This is a genomic window from Piscibacillus salipiscarius, assembly GCF_042685285.1.
Lineage (GTDB): Bacteria > Bacillota > Bacilli > Bacillales > Alkalibacillaceae > Piscibacillus > Piscibacillus salipiscarius.
The window spans coordinates 138624-160067 of the sequence record NZ_JBHUMZ010000016.1 but is presented as its reverse complement, the minus strand read 5'-3'; the positions used below and the strand labels follow the sequence as shown (position 1 = coordinate 160067).

General features: G+C 36.0%; 19 protein-coding genes. All 19 read right to left on the bottom strand.

The window, feature by feature from the left end; translation table 11 throughout:
* Positions 1–149 precede the first annotated feature (149 nt).
* The 19 genes from pnp to pyrH all read right to left on the bottom strand — a co-directional run bounded on the left by pnp (position 150) and on the right by pyrH (position 21419).
* Complete coding sequence (gene pnp, locus ACFSW4_RS05555; RefSeq protein ID WP_377327992.1) at positions 150–2261, bottom strand: polyribonucleotide nucleotidyltransferase; 2112 nt, start codon at positions 2259–2261, stop codon at positions 150–152.
* Between the two features lie 75 nt (positions 2262–2336).
* Entirely contained in the window at positions 2337–2606 is a 270-nt protein-coding gene (rpsO, locus tag ACFSW4_RS05550; protein WP_054751455.1) for a 30S ribosomal protein S15, read from the bottom strand.
* 126 nt (positions 2607–2732) lie between these two features.
* On the bottom strand, positions 2733–3674 hold the full coding sequence (locus ACFSW4_RS05545) for a bifunctional riboflavin kinase/FAD synthetase (protein ID WP_377327990.1): 942 nt from the start codon (positions 3672–3674) through the stop codon (positions 2733–2735).
* Between the two features lie 17 nt (positions 3675–3691).
* A complete protein-coding gene (truB, locus tag ACFSW4_RS05540) occupies positions 3692–4594 on the bottom strand; it encodes a tRNA pseudouridine(55) synthase TruB (protein WP_377327988.1) in 903 nt (300 codons plus the stop codon).
* Positions 4595–4749: 155 nt separating this feature from the next.
* Complete coding sequence (gene rbfA, locus ACFSW4_RS05535; protein WP_054751461.1) at positions 4750–5097, bottom strand: 30S ribosome-binding factor RbfA; 348 nt, start codon at positions 5095–5097, stop codon at positions 4750–4752.
* A gap of 26 nt (positions 5098–5123) precedes the next feature.
* The gene (locus ACFSW4_RS05530) at positions 5124–5402 is read right to left on the bottom strand and encodes a DUF503 domain-containing protein (protein WP_377327986.1); all 279 of its coding nucleotides are present in this window, start codon (positions 5400–5402) and stop codon (positions 5124–5126) included.
* Positions 5399–7558, bottom strand: a complete 2160-nt coding sequence (gene infB / locus ACFSW4_RS05525) for a translation initiation factor IF-2 (RefSeq protein WP_377327984.1) — start codon at positions 7556–7558, stop codon at positions 5399–5401. Before infB ends, ACFSW4_RS05530 begins: the two co-directional genes overlap by 4 nt.
* 16 nt (positions 7559–7574) lie before the next feature.
* Entirely contained in the window at positions 7575–7874 is a 300-nt protein-coding gene (locus tag ACFSW4_RS05520) for a L7Ae/L30e/S12e/Gadd45 family ribosomal protein (RefSeq protein WP_054751465.1), read from the bottom strand.
* On the bottom strand, positions 7874–8146 hold the full coding sequence (gene rnpM / locus ACFSW4_RS05515; RefSeq protein WP_377327982.1) for an RNase P modulator RnpM: 273 nt from the start codon (positions 8144–8146) through the stop codon (positions 7874–7876). Before rnpM ends, ACFSW4_RS05520 begins: the two co-directional genes overlap by 1 nt.
* Before the next feature lie 5 nt (positions 8147–8151).
* On the bottom strand, positions 8152–9225 hold the full coding sequence (gene nusA, locus ACFSW4_RS05510; RefSeq protein WP_377327980.1) for a transcription termination factor NusA: 1074 nt from the start codon (positions 9223–9225) through the stop codon (positions 8152–8154).
* Between the two features lie 17 nt (positions 9226–9242).
* The gene (rimP, locus tag ACFSW4_RS05505; RefSeq protein ID WP_377327978.1) at positions 9243–9713 is read right to left on the bottom strand and encodes a ribosome maturation factor RimP; all 471 of its coding nucleotides are present in this window, start codon (positions 9711–9713) and stop codon (positions 9243–9245) included.
* Between the two features lie 204 nt (positions 9714–9917).
* On the bottom strand, positions 9918–14207 hold the full coding sequence (locus ACFSW4_RS05500) for a PolC-type DNA polymerase III (protein ID WP_377327976.1): 4290 nt from the start codon (positions 14205–14207) through the stop codon (positions 9918–9920).
* A gap of 95 nt (positions 14208–14302) precedes the next feature.
* Entirely contained in the window at positions 14303–16003 is a 1701-nt protein-coding gene (locus ACFSW4_RS05495; RefSeq protein ID WP_377327974.1) for a proline--tRNA ligase, read from the bottom strand.
* 33 nt (positions 16004–16036) lie between these two features.
* Positions 16037–17302 (bottom strand): RIP metalloprotease RseP, encoded by a 1266-nt coding sequence (rseP, locus tag ACFSW4_RS05490; protein ID WP_377327972.1) that lies wholly within the window; start codon positions 17300–17302, stop codon positions 16037–16039.
* Between the two features lie 10 nt (positions 17303–17312).
* Positions 17313–18467: a 1-deoxy-D-xylulose-5-phosphate reductoisomerase gene (dxr, locus tag ACFSW4_RS05485; RefSeq protein ID WP_054751467.1), complete on the bottom strand. Its 1155-nt coding sequence runs from the start codon at positions 18465–18467 to the stop codon at positions 17313–17315.
* Between the two features lie 13 nt (positions 18468–18480).
* Positions 18481–19275, bottom strand: a complete 795-nt coding sequence (locus ACFSW4_RS05480; RefSeq protein WP_377327970.1) for a phosphatidate cytidylyltransferase — start codon at positions 19273–19275, stop codon at positions 18481–18483.
* Positions 19276–19286: 11 nt separating this feature from the next.
* The gene (locus ACFSW4_RS05475) at positions 19287–20033 is read right to left on the bottom strand and encodes an isoprenyl transferase (protein WP_377327968.1); all 747 of its coding nucleotides are present in this window, start codon (positions 20031–20033) and stop codon (positions 19287–19289) included.
* A gap of 101 nt (positions 20034–20134) precedes the next feature.
* Positions 20135–20692, bottom strand: a complete 558-nt coding sequence (frr, locus tag ACFSW4_RS05470; protein ID WP_054751470.1) for a ribosome recycling factor — start codon at positions 20690–20692, stop codon at positions 20135–20137.
* On the bottom strand, positions 20685–21419 hold the full coding sequence (pyrH, locus tag ACFSW4_RS05465) for a UMP kinase (RefSeq protein ID WP_377327966.1): 735 nt from the start codon (positions 21417–21419) through the stop codon (positions 20685–20687). The genes frr and pyrH overlap by 8 nt, the downstream gene beginning before the upstream one ends.
* Positions 21420–21444 lie beyond the last annotated feature (25 nt).

Below are 21444 nucleotides of genomic sequence, written 5' to 3'. Positions count from 1 at the left end.
TAAATCCCCCTCTCTTATTAAAAATATTTTTATATATGATTTCAAAATATGACTGAGTATTCATTCAACTTGCTTCAAAAATAAAACTTGGCTATAGCCAAGTAAAATCTTTAATTAACAGTAAAAAGAACTGGTTTTACCAGCTCTGTTTACTGACTTTCTTTAGCTTCTTGTTCTTGTAAGGCTGCTTTTCTAGAAAGATTAACTCTTCCTTGGCGATCAATTTCTTTAACTTTAACTAACATTTCATCACCAATGTTCGCAACATCTGTTACATTTTTTACGTGTTTTTCATCTAATTCACTAATATGAACTAAGCCGTCTTTACCACTAAACAGTTCAACAAATGCTCCAAACTTTTCAATTCGTTTAACTTTACCTAAATAAATCTGACCGACTTCAACTTCACGAACTAAATCTTCGATAATCTTCTTAGCTTGTGCAATTTTATCTCGATCAGGTGAAGAGATAAAGATTGTTCCATCTTGTTCAATATCAATTTTAACATCAGTTTCTTCAATAATCTTATTGATTTGCTTACCACTTGGGCCAATGACGTCACGAATCTTATCTGGATTAATATTTATCGATTCAATTTTTGGTGCATACTCTGATAACTCTTCTTTAGGTTCAGAAATTGTGCTCATCATATGCTCTAAAATATCCATTCTACCTTTTTTAGCTTGAGTTAACGCTTCATCAAGAATTTCACGAGATAATCCGTCAACTTTAATATCCATTTGCAGTGCTGTAACACCTTTAGATGTACCGGCAACTTTAAAGTCCATATCGCCTAAAGCATCTTCCATACCCTGAATATCAGTTAAAACTGTGTAATTTTCTCCTGATTTAACAAGTCCCATAGCAATCCCTGCAACAGGTGCTTTAATTGGTACACCAGCGTCCATCATTGCCATTGTACTTGCACAAATGCTTGCCTGAGAAGTGGAACCGTTTGATTCTAAAATCTCAGATACAACACGGACTGTATAAGGGAAATCTTTTTCACTTGGAATAATTGGATCTAAAGCGCGTTCACCTAATGCACCGTGCCCTATTTCACGTCTACCTGGCCCACGTATTGGTCCAGTCTCCCCGACACTATACTGAGGGAAATTATAATGATGCATGAAACGCTTCTCTTCTTCTAAATCTAACCCATCAAGAACTTGTACATCACCTAATGCACCTAGAGTACAAACACTTAGTGCTTGAGTTTGCCCGCGTGTAAACATAGCAGAACCATGTGTCCGAGGTAATACGCTTGTTCTTGACGATAACGGTCTGATTTCATCGACTTTACGTCCGTCTGGGCGTACTTTTTCTTCAGTAATTAAGCGTCTGACTTCATCTTTTACCAGTTTGTCTAAAACGGATTTAACTTGAGAAATATAGTCATCTTCTGCTTCATCATCTTCATATTTTTCAACGATTTTAGTTTTAACAGCATCGATGTTTTCTTCTCGTTGCTTTTTATCAAATGTTTGAATAGCTTCTATCAATTCATCTTTTGCTAATTCAGTTACTTCTTTTACGACATCTTCAGCTGGTGTAAATAGTTTTACTTCCGTTTTCACTTTTCCAACTTCATTCATGACTTCTTCTTGAAAAGCAACTATACGTTTAATCTCTTCGTGACCAAACATAATAGCTTCTAACATGACGTCTTCAGGCACTTCGTCAGCACCTGCTTCAACCATATTAATCGCATCTTTAGTACCAGCAACTGTTAGATCAATATCACTTTCCTTAGCCTGTTCAACCGTTGGATTAATGACGAACTCGCCATTGACTCTTCCAACATTCACACCTGCAATTGGACCATCAAATGGAATGTCTGAAATACTTAGAGCTAGTGATGAACCAATCATAGCAGCAATTTCAGAAGAACAATCTTGATCTACACTCATAACTGTACTGATCACTTGTACTTCATTACGAAATCCGTCTGGAAATAATGGACGAATTGGTCGGTCAATTAATCTTGAAGATAGAACTGCTTTATCGCTCGGCTTGCCTTCTCTTTTAATGAACCCTCCCGGGATTTTTCCGACGGCATATAATTTCTCTTCATAATTGATGGTAAGTGGAAAGAAAGGTAGATCTTTTGGCTCTTTTGAAGCGGTTGCAGCAACGAGTACAGTAGTGTCACCATAACGAACCATTGCCGCACCATTAGCTTGTTTAGCTACTTCTCCTATTTCAAACGTCAATGTTCTACCTGCTACATCAATGGTAAATGATTTCATTTCATTGGACATATAGTTTAATACCCCTCTCAAAACTGTAAAACTATGTAAAAGTAAAGAAAAAGCGGGTATCCCCCGCTTTTTCGTTTATCTACGTAGTCCTAATTTGTTAACTAAGTCACGATAGCGTTGGACGTCTTTGTTACGTAAGTAGTTTAATAAATGACGACGTCTACCTACCATTTTCATCAATCCACGACGTGAGTGGTGGTCTTTCTTGTGCTCACGTAGATGATCGTTTAACGTGTTGATTTGCTCAGTTAGGATAGCTACTTGTACCTCTGGTGAACCAGTGTCGTTGTCATGAGTTTTGAACTCATTAATTAGCTCCTGTTTGCGATCTTGTGTAATTGCCATCCTTTAACACCTCCTATTTTATAATCCCCTTACTCCTCGCATTCGTCGGTGATTCGAAATGCCAAGAACAAGGTTGTTTAATTACATTACTACGATACATTTTTTTTACTAAAAATGCAAGTCATATTAGTTTAGAATTTGAAAGAAATTTTTAGTATCTCGTTCATCTTGCTTCATATAGTATATCAATTCATCAACTCCGCTAAATTTTTCTTCAGATCTAATGTATTGATGGAATTCAACTTCTATATGTTCATCGTAAATAGATTGATTAAAATCAAAAATATGCACTTCTACTAAAGGCTGTGAAAGATCATCAACAAATGTAGGGTTAAATCCAATATTAGCCATACCGTAATATGTTTGATCATGATAGCTAACTTTTACCGCGTAAACACCTATTTTAGGTAATTTGTGTGAAGGATCAATGCCTAAATTAGCGGTCGGATAACCGATCTCTCTCCCTCTTTTTTCACCGTGAACCACTCTGGCTTTTAAAGTAAATGGCCTACCTAATAACTTAGAAACAAGAGACATGTTTCCTTCATTTAATAAATCCCGGATCCTTGTAGAACTTACTTTATCTCCTTCATAAGTCACTTTATCTACTACTGAATAACTTAACTTACCTTTAGAGTATTGATCCATGTTTTGAATTTTCCCTGCTCCTTTATGACCAAAAGAAAAATCAAAACCACCTACGACATGTCTAACATTTAAATCAATAAAGAATTTTTGAACAAAATTTTCTGGTAACAATTGAGCAAGCTCTTTATTAAATGTCACAACGAAAAGATAATCAATATTAAGATTTTCTAATATTTTCTCTTTCTCATTTAGACTAGTAATTAAAAAGTCTTTTAATGGCTCTTTCTTAATTACTTCTAATGGATGCGGATTAAATGTCATCACGGCGCTTTTAATGTTCTGTTTTTCAGATTCTTTAATAGCCTTATTGATTACTTCTTGATGACCTTTATGTACTCCATCAAAATACCCGACGGCAACGCTTGTTGGTTCAATATCTAGCTGATAATGGTCTGGGTAACTTAAATTTATTATTTGCATACTTTCACCAACTTTAATCATTGAAATACTTTAAATGGTTTAGCTTCCCCATGTTTAGAAGGGTGCGGCTTATAAATCGCAATTAAATCTCCTTCAGAACTCATCACTTTAAACATAGACTGACCTTCTACTCGTTTAGGATAGTTTAATACTTGTCCATGTCTGTACCGAGTAGCTTCCTCATCTGATACCGTTATAGAAGGTAAGTCTAAGGCATTAGCCATACTGATCATCGGAACTTTCTCACCATCATTAACAATTGATTCTAGGCGGTCTAGCGTGATCGATTCAGATAACGAAAAATCCCCTACTTTAGTGCGCTTTAACTCACTCATGTGGGCAGGATAACCTAGAGAATTACCTATGTCCACACATAGCGTTCTAACATATGTTCCACTTGAACAATTTACTAGAAACTTAAAACGTGCGTCATCATTATTATACCAATTAATCTTCTTTGATAACATATCTATCGATTGAATATAGACTTCACGTGCAGGTCTCTCAACCTCAATGCCTTCTCTAGCATACTCATATAATTTCTTCCCGTTTACTTTTATTGCTGAATACATAGGCGGGATTTGTGTAATCGAACCAATATATGTTTTTAAGGTATGTTCACAATCTTGAATCGAAAGGTTAGGGTTTACTTGTAACGTTCGAATGACTTCGCCAGACTGATCTTCAGTTGTGGTGGATTTACCTAAAGAAATTTCTGTTTCATACTCTTTAGATTGTCCTGATAATAAAGATGAGATTTTAGTCGCTTTACCTATACAAATGGGTAACACACCTGTTGCATCTGGATCTAATGTACCAGTGTGGCCCACCTTTTTAGTTTTCAGTAAACGTCTAATTTTGTAAACACAATCATGTGACGTCACACCCTTAGGTTTATTGAGTAAAATGACTCCATCCATTGTGTAACCTCCTAGATTCTTCGATAACAATCTAAAAGGATAGACGCAATGTCTATCCTTGATTTTACTTTAAGAATTTTTAGTTTTATAAAAGATTTAAAATAAGAAAGACTTAGACTACCGTCAAATTTAGATTACGGTAAGTCCAGTTTTCCTCATTGCTCATCATTCAAATCATGAATGATTCGTTCAATTTTATTACCGTATTCAATCGTTTCATCAATTTCAAACGATAGTTCAGGCACTTTTCTTAATCTAATACGATTTCCAATTTCTGAACGAATAAACCCTTTTGATTTAGCTAGACCAACAAGAGTATCCTCTTTTTGTTGTTTGTCTCCGAAGATTGAAATGAACACTTTAGCTTGCTGTAAATCACCAGTAACTTGAACATCAGTAACGGTCACAAAACCTACACGAGGATCTTTAATCTTACGTGATAAAATGTCACCTAACTCTTTTTTCATCTGTTCAGCTACTCGATTTGATCGAATATTACTCATGTTAACCACCTCAAAAAACTTAGAGGTTAAAGCCACTCATATTCAACAATGGTGACTTCTAAATCTGTTCGCCTTTCAATCGAGCGAATAACCTCTTGTAATGATTTCTCTGCCATCACTTTTTCCTTCGCAACAACAGCTATACCAAATGCTGTTCGCTGCCAAAGATCATGGAAATCTAATTCTGTAATGCTGACATTATATTTGTTCTGGGTTTGATGGATGATTTGTTTAATTATAGAACGTTTCCCTTTAAGTGAATGAGCATCATAAAGCATACATTCTACATAAACATATCCAATCATTTACGTTCAATTTCCTTCATCACATACGCTTCAATGATGTCTCCAACTTTAAGGTCATTATAGTTTACCACAGTTATACCACATTCATAACCTTGTTGAACTTCTTTTGCATCATCTTTATAACGTTTTAATGAATCAATCTCACCTTCAAAGATGACAACCCCGTCTCTAATAACTCTTATACCCGAATTTCGAGTGATTTTACCTTCCGTAATATAAGAACCAGCAATCGTACCTACTTTAGAAACTTTAAATGTTTCTCTAACTTCAGCCTGACCGATTACTTTTTCTTCAAATTCTGGGTCAAGCATACCTTTCATTGCTGCTTCAATTTCTTCAATAACTTTATAAATGACGCGGTGTAGGCGAATGTCAATTTTCTCTTGCTCAGCTGTTCGTTTCGCATTCGCATCCGGACGTACATTAAAGCCAATTACAACGGCGTTTGAAGCTGAAGCTAAAATAATATCTGACTCTGTAATAGCCCCTACTCCTGTATGAATTATTTTAATATTAACGCCTTCTACTTCAATTTTTTGAAGTGATGAAGCCAGTGCTTCAACAGTACCTTGAACATCAGCTTTAACGATGACATTGATTTCTTTAACGTCACCCTCTTTGATTTGCTTAAATAAATCGTCTAGGCTTACTTTGCTAGTATCTTCACGCTGAGATTCAATTTCTTTTTGTTTTCTTAACTCAGCAATGTTCTTAGCTTTTTTCTCATCACCGAATACAACAAAGCGATCTCCAGCTTGTGGTACATCTTGTAAACCGATCACTTCAACAGGAGTTGATGGTCCAGCTTCCTTAACTCGTTTACCTAAATCATTAGACATAGCACGAATTTTACCATATGTTGTACCTACTACAAGCGGATCTCCGACTTTAAGTGTTCCGTTTTGAACTAAAAATGTAGCTACAGGTCCACGACCTTTATCTAATTCTGCTTCAATAACCGTACCATCAGCTAGACGATCAGAATTTGCTTTTAGTTCTTCTACTTCAGCCACCAACTTAATCATTTCTAGAAGGTCTTCAATGCCTTCCCCCTGAATCGCTGACAATGGAACAAAGATTGTCTCTCCACCCCAGTCCTCTGGCACTAATTCATATTCCATTAACTCTTGCATGACACGATTAGGGTCTGCACCTTCTTTATCCATTTTATTAACCGCAACGATAATTGGTACCTCTGCCGCTTTTGCGTGGTTAATAGCTTCAACTGTTTGTGGCATAACGCCATCATCAGCAGCTACAACTAAAATTGCAATATCTGTAACCTGTGCACCACGGGAACGCATACTTGTAAAGGCTGCGTGACCAGGTGTATCTAGAAACGTTACTTTTTTGCCATCTGTTTCAATCTGATACGCACCAATATGCTGTGTGATTCCACCCGCTTCACCTTCAGTAACCTTAGTGTGGCGAATTGAATCCAATAAGGTTGTTTTACCATGGTCAACGTGGCCCAAGATCGTGACAACAGCAGGTCGCTCTTCTAATTGTTCTGGAGTATCTTCTTCGATGTAATTTAATAAATCTGTTTCTTCAACAACTACCTCTTCTTCCACTTCCACACCAAAGTCATCACAAATTAATTCAATTGATTCTGGTTCTAAGCTTTGGTTTTTGGTAGCCATTACACCTAACATCATTAATTTTTTAATGATCTCAGAGCTATCTTTATTCAGCTTCTCTGCTAGTTCACCAACTGTAAGAGAACCTTGATAGGTTATTTTAGAAGGTGTTTTCTTTGGTTCTTCTTGTTTAGGCTGTTGATTTTGTGGTTTCTGGTTGTTTCTATTTTTGTGCTTTCCTTTTTGTTGTTTCTTATTTTGGTTTGATTGCTTTTTATGGTTCTTCTTATGATCATTGTTTTTCTGGTTGTTTGGTTTGTGATTAGTATTTTTTTGATGGTTCTGCTTTTGATTTGCTTGTTGACCAGATTTTTGAGTTTGTTTCTGTTGTTCAGGCTTTTTAGGTTCTTCTTTAGATGATGGATTTAAACGTTCATCAAGTTGACGAATCGCATTTTCAGTGATCGTCGACATGTGATTTGATACTTCAATATTTAATTCCTTCAAATGGTTAATAACTTCTTTACTTGATAAGTTATTTTGTTTTGCGTATTCATATACTCGCATTTTTTTCATACATTCACCCCCGTGATTAATCGTCAATCAATTGCAAGAATTTTTTAGTAAATCCTTCGTCTTTAATAGCTGCAGCGACTCGGTCATATTTACCTAATGCATGCGAAATTTCTTCTCTATTCCCAACAATACGGTAAGGTATTTGATAACTGTGACATTTATCTGTAAGCTTTTTTCTAGTGTTACTAGAAGCATCACTTGCAATTAAGACTAACGTTGCTTGATTTGAACGAATATCATTTAATATATTGTCCTCACCAAGACTTATCTTTCCTGCGCGCTGAGCTAATCCTAATAAGTTCAAATATTGAGACATTAAGAATCTCCTACTTTTTCTATTAGCTCATCATAGATGTGTTCATCAACCTGAGCATTTAACTGTCTATTTAAGACTTGTGTTTTTTGGGCGCGCTCAATGACCTCAGCACGTTTACTCAAGTAAGCTCCTCTGCCGTTCATCTTACCAGTTTCATCTACAAAAACTTCGCCTTCTTTATTTCGAACAACTCGTATTAAATCTTTTTTAGGTAACATTTCTTGAGTTACTACACATTTTCTTAAAGGTTGTTTCTTCTTAGCCACAGTCATTCCTCCTATTCTTCTAAGTCGTCATGATCTGCGTCTAATAATCCGGCTTCTCTAGCTTCTGATTCGCTTTTTATATCAATTTTCCAGCCTGTTAACTTAGCTGCTAAACGTGCATTTTGGCCACGTTTGCCAATTGCTAAGGATAATTGATGATCTGGAACAATTACTGTTGTTGCATGATCTTCTTCATCAACTAAAACTTCAACAACTTGTGAAGGACTCAAAGCATTTGAGATATAAACAACAGGGTCTTCTGACCATTGAACGATATCAATTTTTTCACCTTTTAATTCATCAACAATTGTCTGAACTCTCTGACCACGCTGGCCAACACAAGCGCCAACAGGATCAATCTCTGGGTCCTCTGCATAAACACTAATCTTAGAACGGTCTCCTGCTTCTCTTGCAACTGAACGAATCTCTACAATTCCTTCATAGATTTCAGGAACTTCCATCTCAAACAATCTTTTTAATAGGCCTGGATGCGTTCTAGAAACGAACACCTGTGGACCTTTTCCAGTGTTTTCAACTCGTGTAACATAAACTTTCACACGATCATGAATATCGTATGTTTCGTTTGGCATGATTTCATTAAAAGGAAGTTTACCTTCTAACTTGCCTAAATGGATGTATAAAAATCTCTGATCCTTACGCTGAACTTTACCAGTCATAATATCATCAACACGATCGATAAAATCATTATAGATAACTCCACGTTCAGCTTCTCTCACACGCTGGGTAACTACTTGCTTTGCTGCCTGTGCTGCAATACGACCAAAATCTCTAGGCGTTACTTCCTTTTCCACAACATCTCCAACTTCATAAGATGGATCCATAGCCTTTGCTTCATCTATGCTTATTTCCAATTGGTCATCCATGACTTCATCGACTACTTCTAGTCTAGCAAACACTTTCATCTCTGCACCTTCGCTTAGCTCCACACGAACATTTGTCCTTGAATTAAAATTCTTTTTGTATGCGGAAACTAATGCTGCATCTAAGGCTTCTAACAATATTTCTCGGTCAATCCCTTTTTCCTCTGACAAGTATTCTATTGCACTATATAATTCCGAACTCAACAGACTTACCTCCTCAATTAAAATGTTACAGCTATGTTGGCTTTTGCAACTTTTTTATATGGAATTTCTATTTCTTTTTTTCTAGTCTTTTCTTTTACTTCAAGTGTAATAGTATCCTCTTTAAAACTAATTAAATCTCCATAAAACTCCTTATCACCATTAATTGGTTCATAAGTTTTCACATAAATATGTGAGCCAACAAAGCGTTCAAAATCAGAACGTTTCTTTAACCGACGTTCAACCCCAGGTGATGAAACTTCTAAGAAGTAAGCTTGCTCAATTGGGTCCGCTTCATCTAATTTTTCACTTAACTGTTCACTTACTTTTCCGCATTCTTCAATGTCGATTCCACCTTCTTTATCAACATATACGCGCAAAAAGTAATTATTTCCTTCTTTTACGAACTCAACTTCAACTAATTCTAAGTTCATTTCATCTACTATAGGTTGAACTAACTCCTCAGTTAAATCTACAATCTTTTTGCTCAAAAGTATGCCTCCTTTTTCACATCTTTCTTCGACACTATATCATTTATTAGTTAAATCATCTCTTCATTAAATTTCCCTGCTGTATATACCAGCAGGGAAAGATAAAACGAAAGAGTGGGAAAGGGCCCACTCTTTCTTACTTTACCGTATCTTTTACTTAACCAATTGAAAATATACCATAAGAACCAATAAAATGCAAATGGTTTAGAATAGTGACAATTGGTTTTGATCTGGTAATCCTTCTAAACAACCGTGTTGATCTAAGTATTCTAACACAGTTTTAGAAATACGGCTTCGTTCACGTAAATCTTCTTTTGATAAGAACTCACCATCTTCTTTAGCTTTTTCTATATTGATGGCGGCATTAGTCCCCAGACCGTCTACTGCATTAAATGGTGGAATCAAAGTGTCACCGTCTACAATAAACTCACTGGCCTTAGAACGATAAAGGTCAACTCTTTGGAACGAATAACCTCTTTCACACATCTCCAATGCTAACTCTAATACGGTTAACAAACTCTTTTCTTTTGGTGAGGCATCGTTACCCTTATCAAGGATTTCCTCAATCCTGCTTCTTAACGCATCTGACCCTTTTACCATTGTATCTAATTCAAAATCACTCGCTCTAACAGTAAAATAAGCAGCATAGAATTCTATTGGGTAATGAACCTTAAAGTAAGCAATTCGAACTGCCATTAAGACATAAGCAGCAGCGTGTGCTTTAGGGAACATGTATTTAATCTTTTTACACGATTCAATGTACCAGTCAGGCACTCCGTGTTTTTTCATTTCTTCAATCCATTCATCAGATAGACCTTTACCTTTACGAACATGCTCCATAATGGTAAAGGCAAGTGACGCCTCTAATCCTTGGTGCATCAAGTAAACCATAATATCGTCTCGGCAACCAATGACATCACCAATTTCACAGATCCCATCATTAATTAATTCTTGGGCATTGCCTAACCAAACGTCAGTCCCGTGAGAAAGACCTGAAATGATAACAAGCTCCGCAAAAGTAGATGGCTTGGTATCTTCAAGCATTTGACGAACGAATCGTGTTCCAAACTCCGGAACACCTAATGTTCCTGTTTTACACATAATTTGATCAGTGGTTACACCTAATGGATCTGGACCCTCAAAGATTTTCATTACTTCAGGATCATTGGTAGGCACATCTTTAGGGTCAATACCAGTTAAATCTTGAAGCATACGAATAACCGTCGGATCATCGTGTCCAAGTATATCTAGTTTTAATAAATTATCGTGAATAGAATGGAAATCAAAGTGTGTTGTTTTCCATTCTGAATTCCGGTCATCTGCTGGGAACTGAATAGGTGTAAAATCATAAATTTCCTGATCATCAGGTACTACAATGATTCCACCTGGATGCTGTCCAGTCGTCCGCTTCACTCCAGTGCATCCTTTAACTAAACGTGATATCTCAGCTTGACGGTACATTAATGAATGATCTTGCGCGTAGCCCTTCACATATCCGAAGGCGGTTTTTTCTGCAACTGTACCAATTGTTCCGGCGCGATAGACATTGTCTTCACCGAATAATACTTTCGTATACTGGTGAGCTTTAGGTTGATACTCACCTGAGAAGTTTAAGTCAATATCGGGAACTTTATCACCTTTAAACCCTAAAAAGGTCTCAAACGGAATATCCTGGCCGTCTCTTGTTAAGGCGTGGCCGCACTCTGGGCAGTCTTTTTCTGGTAAGTCAAAACCTGAACCCACAGACCCGTCATTGTAGAAGTGATAGTAACTACATTCATCACAGACATAATGTGGTGGTAACGGGTTAACCTCAGTAATATCAAGCATCGTGGCGACAAATGATGATCCAACAGAACCACGGGACCCTACTAAATATCCATCGTTCAGTGACTTTTTAACAAGTTTTTCCGAAATTAAATAAATAACAGAGAAGCCATTTTCAATAATACTTTTTAACTCTTTTTCTAAACGGTTAACCACGATATCTGGTAAATTCTCACCGTAAATAGATTTCGCTCTGTTATAGCATGTATCTCTAATTTCTTCATCTGCTCCGTCAATATTAGGAGTGTATAGGTCATCCTTAACTGGTTTGATCTCATCAATTTGTTCAGATACCCAGTTCGTATTTTCAATAACAATTTCTTTAGCTTTTTCCTCACCTAGGAATGCAAAATCCTCTAGCATTTCGTTAGTTGTTTTGAAATAGACATCAGGCATAGTCTGGCGGTTAAGCGGATTACCACTTTGTGATGCAACTAATACTTTACGGTAAATTTTTTCATGCTTATCTAAATAATGAGTATTTCCTGTTGCGACTACTTTTTTGTTTAACTTTTCACCAATTTTAACTAGCTTTTTAATGAGCTGTTTAATATGTTCAATGGATTGAGCTTGTTCTTTTTCGATTAAATGATAATAATTCATTGGTGGTTGTACTTCAATGTAGTCATAAAATTCCGCAACCTTTTCCGCTTCATCTTCAGATTTCAAAGCGATGGTATCAAACAATTCACCTTGATCACATCCTGAACCTACCATTATACCCTCACGATGCTCAACGAGTTTAGATCTCGGAATTCTTGGAACTCGGTAAAAATAATCAACATGTGATAATGAAACAAGTTTAAATAAATTTTTTAAGCCTTCTTGAGTCTTGGCAAGTAAAATTGCATGATTAGGACGCGATCGTTTATAAGCATCCCCTTCACCTACGTGCCGATTTAATTCATCATGTTTAAACATGTCTTTTTCCATTGCTGATTTCACTAAACTCCATAATAAATAACCAGTCGCTTCGGCATCATAAATAGCTCTATGGTGTTGAGTTAATTCTATGTTTAAATGTTTACACAATGTGTTAAGTCGATGATTTTTGAGCTCAGGATATAATAACCGGGCTAACTCCAATGTATCAATCACAGGGTTTGTTACTTTATCAATAGCCATTCTCTCGAAAGCCGCGTTAATAAAGCCGATATCAAAACTAGCATTGTGAGCAACTAGAATGTCGTCTCCCATCCATTCATGGAAATCTCTCATGACTTCTTCAATTTCAGGTGCTCCGATTAGCATATCGTCCGTTATACCTGTTAAATCAATGGTTGTTTGGCTCAATTTTTGGTGAGGGTTCGCAAACCGTTCGAACCGATCAATAATCTCCCCTTGATACACTTTTACAGCAGCGAGTTCAATTATCTTATCATAGGCAGCAGACAGTCCTGTCGTCTCAACGTCAAAAACAATATAGTTTGCTTCATTCAAATCTACAGGATCAGGGTTGTATGCAATAGGAACCCCATCATCCACTAAATTAGCCTCAAGTCCATACAACACCTTTACACCGTGCTTTGAACCAGCAGAATGAGCTTCAGGAAAAGCTTGTACAACGGCATGGTCCGTAATGGCTATTGCAGAATGGCCCCATTTTGCTGCCCGTTCAATTAAATTAGAGGCCGAAACAGTAGCATCCATGGTACTCATTGTGGTATGAGCATGCAACTCCACTCTCTTATCTTGTGAGAGATCCTTTCTTTCTTTAGGAGCAACTTCATAAAGATCATTTCCCATCATCATGAGCTCATTAGTAAATGTGTCCGTTTGAATGCTTCCTCGGGCTTTAACCCAATTGCCTTCTTTAACCTTTTTAAACAGTTCTTTTTGTTCATCACCTTTTGAAAACATCTTTATTTGAATCGAATCTGTGTAATCTGTAAGACTCACAATTAACAAGTCACGACCAGATCTAAGATTTCTTATATCAACATCAAAGATATAACCCTGAATCACCATACTCTTTTCTTCTTCTAAAATATCTCTAATAGGTGCTGCCTCATCTTGAAAATCACGTCCTATTTTAAGTGGAAGATTTACATGTGGATCTTCTTTACTTTGCTTAGCACGTTCTTCTTTCTCTTTTATAGCACGTTCGATATAATTTTGTTCTTCTACTTTCTTCTGTTTTTGAAACTCCTGAAACGCTTCTTCATTTTTTGAGATTTCAAAATGTAGTTGGTAACTTTTTAAACCACTTTTTGAACAAAATTCCTGAAATAAAGGTTCGATCTTCCGTTTCATCATTTGAGCTTCGGTTTCATTTCTTGCATAAATAGTGAGCTGCGCACCATTAATAGTTGGTGATTGGTTACATATGTACTCTTTATATGCAGGAAATAAATCATGAACGGAGTTAATGAAAAATGACCAGTATGAACTTAATGAGTGTTCATCTAATTCTTTTTCATCTGTATTGATGACAACATCTACTTTAGCAATATGATGAAAAGCATCAGATAAACGTGCATTAAAAACTTCAATTGCTTCGCAGGTAAAAGGCCTGCTCTTATGAATATGGAATTGCCATACCTTCTCCTCTTTTAGTAGAGCTAGCTTTTCTAAGTAAGCATCTTGAAATTCCGAATCGATTAGTTCTTGTGGAATTCCAATTTGATTTAATAAGAGGTTTAATTTCTCTTTTTTACTAAGGTCCATCATGATTCCCCGCCTTAATTCTATTATTATCAAAACAAAAAACTCGCCTTTGGCAGCATGAGTATTCCAAAGGCGGTTTATAATTTGAGAGATTGTTAAGCTAAAAGATTTTTAAGATGTTTTTGCAATTCATCTATATGAATATCTTCTTGTTCACCAGATTCACGGTATTTCAATTCCACATAACCTTCTGAAGCTCGCTTGCCTACAACGACACGATATGGAATGCCTATTAAATCACTGTCGTTAAATTTAACTCCAGCTCGATCTGGTCGATCATCGTATAATACATCTACTCCTGAATTAAGTAGTTGATTATATAATTGATCTGAAAGCTCAACTTGTTCTTCCTTCTTAACATTTAGGTTAATTAAATGAACTTGGAAAGGTGCTAAATCTTTCGGCCAAACAATTCCTTGTTCATCATGGTACTGCTCGACAATTGAAGCTAACGTTCTAGAAACTCCAATGCCGTAACAACCCATTATATAGGTTTGTGCTCGTCCTTCTTTATTTAAAAAGGTAGCATTTAAAGCGTCGGCATATTTAGTTCCAAGTTTAAATACATGCCCAACCTCAATACCTCTTGCAAATTCAATGGTTCCTTTTCCATCAGGTGACAAATCACCCTCCTGGATAAAGCGTAAATCAGCATACTGAGTCACAGTAAAATCTCTCTCTGGGTTTACATTTTTGAAATGGTGCCCGTCTTCATTTGCTCCACATGTTGCATTAACTAAGTATTGAACTGCATGGTCAGCGACAACTTCTACATCTTCTGAAACATTAATAGGACCAAGTGAACCAAAGCCTGCACCAACAACTTCTTTTGTTTCTTGTTCAGTAGCAAGTTCAACGATATCCGCTTCATACAAATTCTTTAATTTAACATCGTTAACTTCATGATCTCCACGTGTTACAACTAAAACAAATTTCTCATCAACTTTGAACATGATTGCTTTCATACCTTGATTCAAATCATGTTTAAGAAAATCTGCCACCTCTTGCATAGATTTAGCGTTAGGGGTTTCAACTATTTCTAATGACTTTGGAGCTTCAGTTGATTTTTCATAATTTGAAACAACTGGAGCCATTTCAATATTAGCAGCAAAATCTGATTCATTAGAATAAGCGATAATATCTTCACCAACGTCAGATAACACCATAAACTCGTGAGTGTCTTTACCACCCATCGCTCCAGAATCAGCAATAACGGCTCTAAAGTTAAGTCCGCAACGCTCAAAAATTCGTTTGTAGGCATTAAAAATAACGTCATACGTCTCATCTAATGATTCATATGTTTCGTGAAATGAATAAGCATCTTTCATTAAGAATTCTCTACCACGTAACAAACCAAACCTCGGGCGTTTTTCATCTCTATATTTAGCTTGAATTTGATATAACGAAAAAGGTAATTTTTTATATGAATTAACTTCATCTCTTACTAATGCTGTGACCACTTCTTCATGTGTAGCCCCTAGTGCAAAATTACGCTCATGACGATCTTTTAGTCTCATAAGTTCTTGTCCCATTGTATCCCAACGTCCTGTTGCTTGCCACAATTCAGCTGGTTGTAGGGCTGGCATTTGGACCTCTTGTGCACCTGCACGGTCCATCTCTTCTCTTACAATATTCTCAACCTTACGCAACACTCTTTTTCCTAAAGGTAAGAAATTATAAACTCCTGATGCCAATTGGCGAATAAATCCGGCTTTGAGCAATAATTGATGGCTTTTCAAGTCTGCTTCTGCTGGAACTTCTCTTAGCGTAGGAATGAGTAAATTGCTTTGTCTCATAGTATTTCCACCTCTTTATTCGTATTTTACCACTTACATAAACAACCGCTCAATATCGTTCCATGTTACTACAATCATAAGTAGCATTAATAAGGCAAATCCAATAAAATGAACAAACCCTTCTTTTTCAGGGTCTAATGGTTTTCCTCTAACTGCTTCAATGCCTATAAACATTAAGCGACCTCCATCTAATGCCGGTAGAGGCAGCAGATTAATAATACCTAGGTTAATACTAAGCATTGCTGTCCAGGTTAAAAAGTTAGTAAATCCAGTCTGAACGACTTGATCCGTTGCATCATAAATTCCAACTGGACCAGCGAGAGCATCTAATGATAATTGTCCAGTAACTAATTGTCCTAATGCAGTTAAGATCAACTTACCTACTTCATATGTTTGTGTAAATCCAAATTTGAACGCTTCAACAGGACCCTCTTCTAAATTCCGTCTAATACCTACTTGCCCTATTGTTTCACCATTTTGTGTTTCTTGTGACATAGTAGTTAAACTTTTCTCAATAATTTCACCATCACGTTCAACAGTTAAACTAATTTCTTCATTTGGACGATCTTGTACAAACCGAACAAAACTTACCCAGTCCTCAATTGATTCACCGTTAATACTTAGGATTTCATCACCTGCCATGAGCTCAGCCTCACTAGCAGGGGTTCCTTCTTGAACATTGCCAACCACTGCATCCTTATCCGGTACACCTTGAAATAAGCCTAAACCGATAAATAACGCAATCGCTAATAAAAAGTTCATCATTGGTCCTGCGAAAACTTGCATTCCCTTTTTAGGAACAGACTTTGAGGCGAATTGACGATCATAAGGAGCAATTAATGTTTCTTTCTCATCCATCACAAAGAGAGCTTTGCGGTCCACCTCATATTGATAACGTTCATCTGTATTAATATCAAAACAATTGATGATAAGATCATGATCTAAATCAATTCTTTCTACTTCAACAATTTTAGCATTCGGGTGCTTGGATTTATTATTAACGATAATTTTATTAACTTTACCTGATTCATTAAATTCAAGTCCGATATGGTAACCTGGCTTTAAATCGATAATTTCTGGGTCTTCACCTGCAACCCTTACATATCCCCCGATTGGAAGTAAGCGTACAGTATATAATGTTTCATCCTTACGATAAGAGAAAATCTTTGGTCCAAAGCCAATAGCAAATTCTCTGGCTAACATTCCTGCTCTTTTAGCAAAAATTAAATGGCCAAACTCGTGAATGAACACTAAAAGCCCAAACATAAATATAAAAGCAATTATCGTATCGAAATTCATTTACAAGCACCTACCTTTTTAGGACAGCATTACTGACTCTGTTACGTATTTCTTGATCTAACTCTAAAATGGAGTCTAAATCAGGGTTATGAATAACTGAGTGACTTTCTAATTCACGTTCAATAAGTTTTTCAATTTCTAAAAACGTTATTTGGTCATCTAAAAACAATTTAACGGCTTCTTCATTTGCAGCATTAAGAACAGTTGGTAAAGAACCGCCTACTCTGCCTGCTTCATAAGCCATACGTAAGCATGGGAAACGTTCAAAACTCATTTCTCTAAAATTTAACCGACCTATCTTAACTAAATCAAGTGGTTCGCTTAAATTATACTTAGCTCGTTCTGGATAGGTTAAAGCATATTGTATAGGAATTCTCATATCTGGAGTCCCTAATTGTGCCATCACGCTTTGATCAACAAACTCCACCATTGAATGAATAACACTTTCATTATGTAAGATAACATCAAGATTGTCATAAGGAGTATCAAACAACCAATGTGCTTCTATAACTTCTAGTCCCTTATTCATCATAGTTGCAGAGTCAATGGTAATTTTAGCTCCCATACTCCAGTTAGGGTGTTTTAATGCATCGTTTTTCGTCACCCCGACTAATTCTTCACGTGTTTGATTTCTAAAACTTCCACCTGAAGCAGTTAAAATGATTCGTTTAACTTCACTTCGATTTTCAGCTTTCAAACATTGATGAATAGCGGCGTGTTCACTATCTACTGGTAGCAACTCAACATTGTGTTGTTTAGCTTCCTTCATCACAATGTGACCAGCTGTTACTAATGTCTCTTTATTGGCAAAAGCGATCTGTTTTTTAGCTCTTATAGCTTCTAGAGTAGGCTCTAAACCAACACTACCTAGAACTGCATTAACGACTAGATCAACTTCAGGTAAAGAGACAACTTCATTTAATGCTTCCATTCCATATTTAATAACTGGGCTATAACTTATTTTATTACTTAGTTTTGTAAAAGTTTCGCGATTTTGTACAACAATGTATTTAGGCTTTAATTGTTCAATAACAGGAAGTGCCTTTTCAACATTTGTTCCAAATGCAAAAGCCACTAACTGAAATTGTTCTGGATGAGTTTGAATAAGGTCTATAGTTTGAAGTCCAATTGAACCTGTTCCACCTAATAGCGTTACTTTCTTCATCAAAATCCCTCATTTATATCATTATAAATTGGATAAAATGTAAAAATGGCACCATAAATATTAAGCTGTCAAAGCGATCAAGAATCCCACCATGTCCAGGCAAAATATGTCCAGAATCCTTAATATCATATATACGTTTAAAAGCTGATTGAATGAGATCACCAATTTGAGCTAACAATGATGCAAAAATTGAAACTAAAATAACAACCCACATATGATCATGAATATCTAGCATCAATTGAAGGATGATTCCAATTAAGACAGCTCCAATAATTCCCCCTACAAAACCTTCTATTGTTTTTTTGGGGCTAATAATTGGCCAAAGTTTATGCTTTCCAATAGCTCGTCCAGCAAAATAAGCTCCGGAATCTGTAAACCAAACAATTAACAATGCATATAACAAATATTCGATTCCTGCCAGTCTCGTTTCAATGACATAACCGAAACCTATCCCAACGTATAAAGAAGATAATAAAACAAAGGCAACGTCATCAAAAGAGAACCTATTTTTTACTAGTACTGTATAAGCTAATAATATAAATACTAAAATATAAAGCATTTCAGACTGGGTTAAAGAGGTCCATTTCATAATGTGAGTAAATTCATCATTTAGTAAAAACACCCATAATAAAAGGGTACCCACCACTGTTGGAAACGATAATACAGGAATACGTTTCATATTCAATAATTCAAATAGTCCAATTGTTCCAATTAAATAAATAAAAATAACAAAAGGCCAGTCACCGTATATTACAAATGGTAAAAACACAGCCAAGCCAACAGCTGCAGTAATAATTCGTGTTTTCATGTTATCACACCTTATAGACCACCAAATCTTCTTTTGCGGTTTTGAAATTCGATTATTGCTTCATCAAATGCGTCATGATTAAATTCAGGCCATAACTTATCAGTAAAATAGAATTCCGCATAAGCAACTTGCCACAATAAATAATTACTCAATCTTTGTTCTCCGCTTGTTCTAATAACAAGGTCGGGGTCTGGAAGTTGATTAGTATATAAATAATTTGAAATAAGTTCTTCGTTTATTTCATCTGAATTTAAATGATCTTGTTTGACATTTTCACAGATCTGTTTGACAGCATCTACAATTTCTGACCGGCTCCCATAATTTAAAGCAAAATTTAATACTAGACCTGTGTTATTTTTAGTTCGTTCAACAGAATATTGAACGGCCTTTTTAGTAAATTCAGGTAATCCATCGTAGTGACCAATTGTAGTTACTCTAACATTATTTTCAATTAATTCCGGTAAGTATGTATCTAAAAATTGAGAAGGTAGCTTCATAATGAATTCAACTTCTTTAGGCGGTCTTTTCCAATTCTCAGTAGAAAAAGCATAGAGCGTAATCGCTTCAAGATTTAATTCGACTGCTCTTTCCACGACTTTCTTGATGGTTTTCATACCTTCTTTATGCCCTGCAAACCTTGGCAGACCTCTCTTTTTAGCCCACCTTCCATTACCATCCATAATGATTGCGACATGTTTAGGGACATTGGTAGGGTCTAAACGATCCATGTCTAGTTTCTTATTTGTCTTAAAATTCATGCCCATCCCTCGCCAATAACATAAGAAAAATTTAGCTTTCGCATGATGCGAAAGCTATTATTAATTATTATATCATGAATTAGTGAAGTATATATCTACTTTTATACTTCTGTAATTTCTTTTTCTTTAGACTCTAATAATTGATCAATTTCATTAATATGCTGATCTGTTTGTTTCTGGACATCATCTTGATAAGAACGTAATTCATCTTCCGTAATGTCACCATCTTTTTCAAGTTTTTTCAATTGATCATTAGCATCACGGCGGATATTACGTACTTGAACTCTAGCTTCTTCTGCATATTTTTTAGTTACTTTAACTAAGTCTTTACGGCGTTCTTCTGTTAAAGCAGGAATACTGATACGAATAACATTCCCATCGTTATTTGGTGTAAGACCAAGATCTGCTTTTTGAATACCTTTTTCAATATTTTCAATTGCTGATTTATCAAATGGAGTAATAACTAATAATCGCGGTTCAGGTGCTGATACAGTCGATAATTGATTTAATGGAGTATTTGCTCCATAGTACTCAACATAGACACTGTCTAAAATAGCTGGGTTAGCACGTCCTGCTCTTACTGTCGATAATTGTTTAGAAAAAGCTTGAACAGCTTTCTTCATTTTGTCTCTGCACTCTTGAATAACCGAATCACTCATGATTATCTTTCCTCCTAATTATTGTTCCAATATTTTCGCCTGTTAAAACTCGTTTAATATTTCCTTTATCTAATATAGAGAATACTATTAAAGCAATATCATTGTCCATACATAATGATGAAGCAGTTGAGTCCATGACTCCTAAGCCCTCATTTAATAGATCTAAATATGATAGTTGATCATATTTGTATGCATTAGAATCGACTTGAGGGTCAGCGTTATAAACACCATCAACATTGTTTTTAGCCATTAAGATGACATCTGCTTCCATTTCAGCAGCTCTTAATGCAGCTGTTGTATCAGTAGAGAAATAAGGATTACCTGTACCACCTGCAAAAATGACGACGCGTTTTTTCTCTAAATGACGCATCGCTTTTCGGCGGATATAAGGCTCTGCAACTTGTCGCATTTCAATTGATGTTTGAACTCGAGTTGGAATATCTAAATTCTCTAAACCGTCCTGTAATGCTAAAGAATTCATAACTGTCGCAAGCATTCCCATATAATCTGCATTCGCGCGGTCCATACCTACTTCACTACCAATTTTACCACGCCATAGGTTTCCTCCGCCAACAACAATTGCAATTTCGACTCCTAGTTCATGAATTTCTTTAATCTGCTGAGCAATTGACTTAATGAATTTAGGATCAATTCCATATCCTTTATCGCCACTTAAGGCCTCACCACTTAACTTTAGTACGATACGATTATATCTTGCTTTCGACATATTTACCTCCGTTATGTTTGCCTTT

What these genes read in the sequence shown, in the direction of transcription:
- pnp (WP_377327992.1), bottom strand. Translation starts at nt 2,261, where the DNA reads ATGTCCAATGAAATGAAATCATTTACCATTGATGTAGCAGGTAGAACA.
- rpsO (WP_054751455.1), bottom strand. Translation starts at nt 2,606, where the DNA reads ATGGCAATTACACAAGATCGCAAACAGGAGCTAATTAATGAGTTCAAA.
- ACFSW4_RS05545 (WP_377327990.1), bottom strand. Translation starts at nt 3,674, where the DNA reads ATGCAAATAATAAATTTAAGTTACCCAGACCATTATCAGCTAGATATT.
- truB (WP_377327988.1), bottom strand. Translation starts at nt 4,594, where the DNA reads ATGGATGGAGTCATTTTACTCAATAAACCTAAGGGTGTGACGTCACAT.
- rbfA (WP_054751461.1), bottom strand. Translation starts at nt 5,097, where the DNA reads ATGAGTAATATTCGATCAAATCGAGTAGCTGAACAGATGAAAAAAGAG.
- ACFSW4_RS05530 (WP_377327986.1), bottom strand. Translation starts at nt 5,402, where the DNA reads ATGATTGGATATGTTTATGTAGAATGTATGCTTTATGATGCTCATTCA.
- infB (WP_377327984.1), bottom strand. Translation starts at nt 7,558, where the DNA reads ATGAAAAAAATGCGAGTATATGAATACGCAAAACAAAATAACTTATCA.
- ACFSW4_RS05520 (WP_054751465.1), bottom strand. Translation starts at nt 7,874, where the DNA reads ATGTCTCAATATTTGAACTTATTAGGATTAGCTCAGCGCGCAGGAAAG.
- rnpM (WP_377327982.1), bottom strand. Translation starts at nt 8,146, where the DNA reads ATGACTGTGGCTAAGAAGAAACAACCTTTAAGAAAATGTGTAGTAACT.
- ACFSW4_RS05500 (WP_377327976.1), bottom strand. Translation starts at nt 14,207, where the DNA reads ATGGACCTTAGTAAAAAAGAGAAATTAAACCTCTTATTAAATCAAATT.
- ACFSW4_RS05495 (WP_377327974.1), bottom strand. Translation starts at nt 16,003, where the DNA reads ATGAGACAAAGCAATTTACTCATTCCTACGCTAAGAGAAGTTCCAGCA.
- rseP (WP_377327972.1), bottom strand. Translation starts at nt 17,302, where the DNA reads ATGAATTTCGATACGATAATTGCTTTTATATTTATGTTTGGGCTTTTA.
- dxr (WP_054751467.1), bottom strand. Translation starts at nt 18,467, where the DNA reads ATGAAGAAAGTAACGCTATTAGGTGGAACAGGTTCAATTGGACTTCAA.
- ACFSW4_RS05480 (WP_377327970.1), bottom strand. Translation starts at nt 19,275, where the DNA reads ATGAAAACACGAATTATTACTGCAGCTGTTGGCTTGGCTGTGTTTTTA.
- ACFSW4_RS05475 (WP_377327968.1), bottom strand. Translation starts at nt 20,033, where the DNA reads ATGAATTTTAAGACAAATAAGAAACTAGACATGGATCGTTTAGACCCT.
- frr (WP_054751470.1), bottom strand. Translation starts at nt 20,692, where the DNA reads ATGAGTGATTCGGTTATTCAAGAGTGCAGAGACAAAATGAAGAAAGCT.
- pyrH (WP_377327966.1), bottom strand. Translation starts at nt 21,419, where the DNA reads ATGTCGAAAGCAAGATATAATCGTATCGTACTAAAGTTAAGTGGTGAG.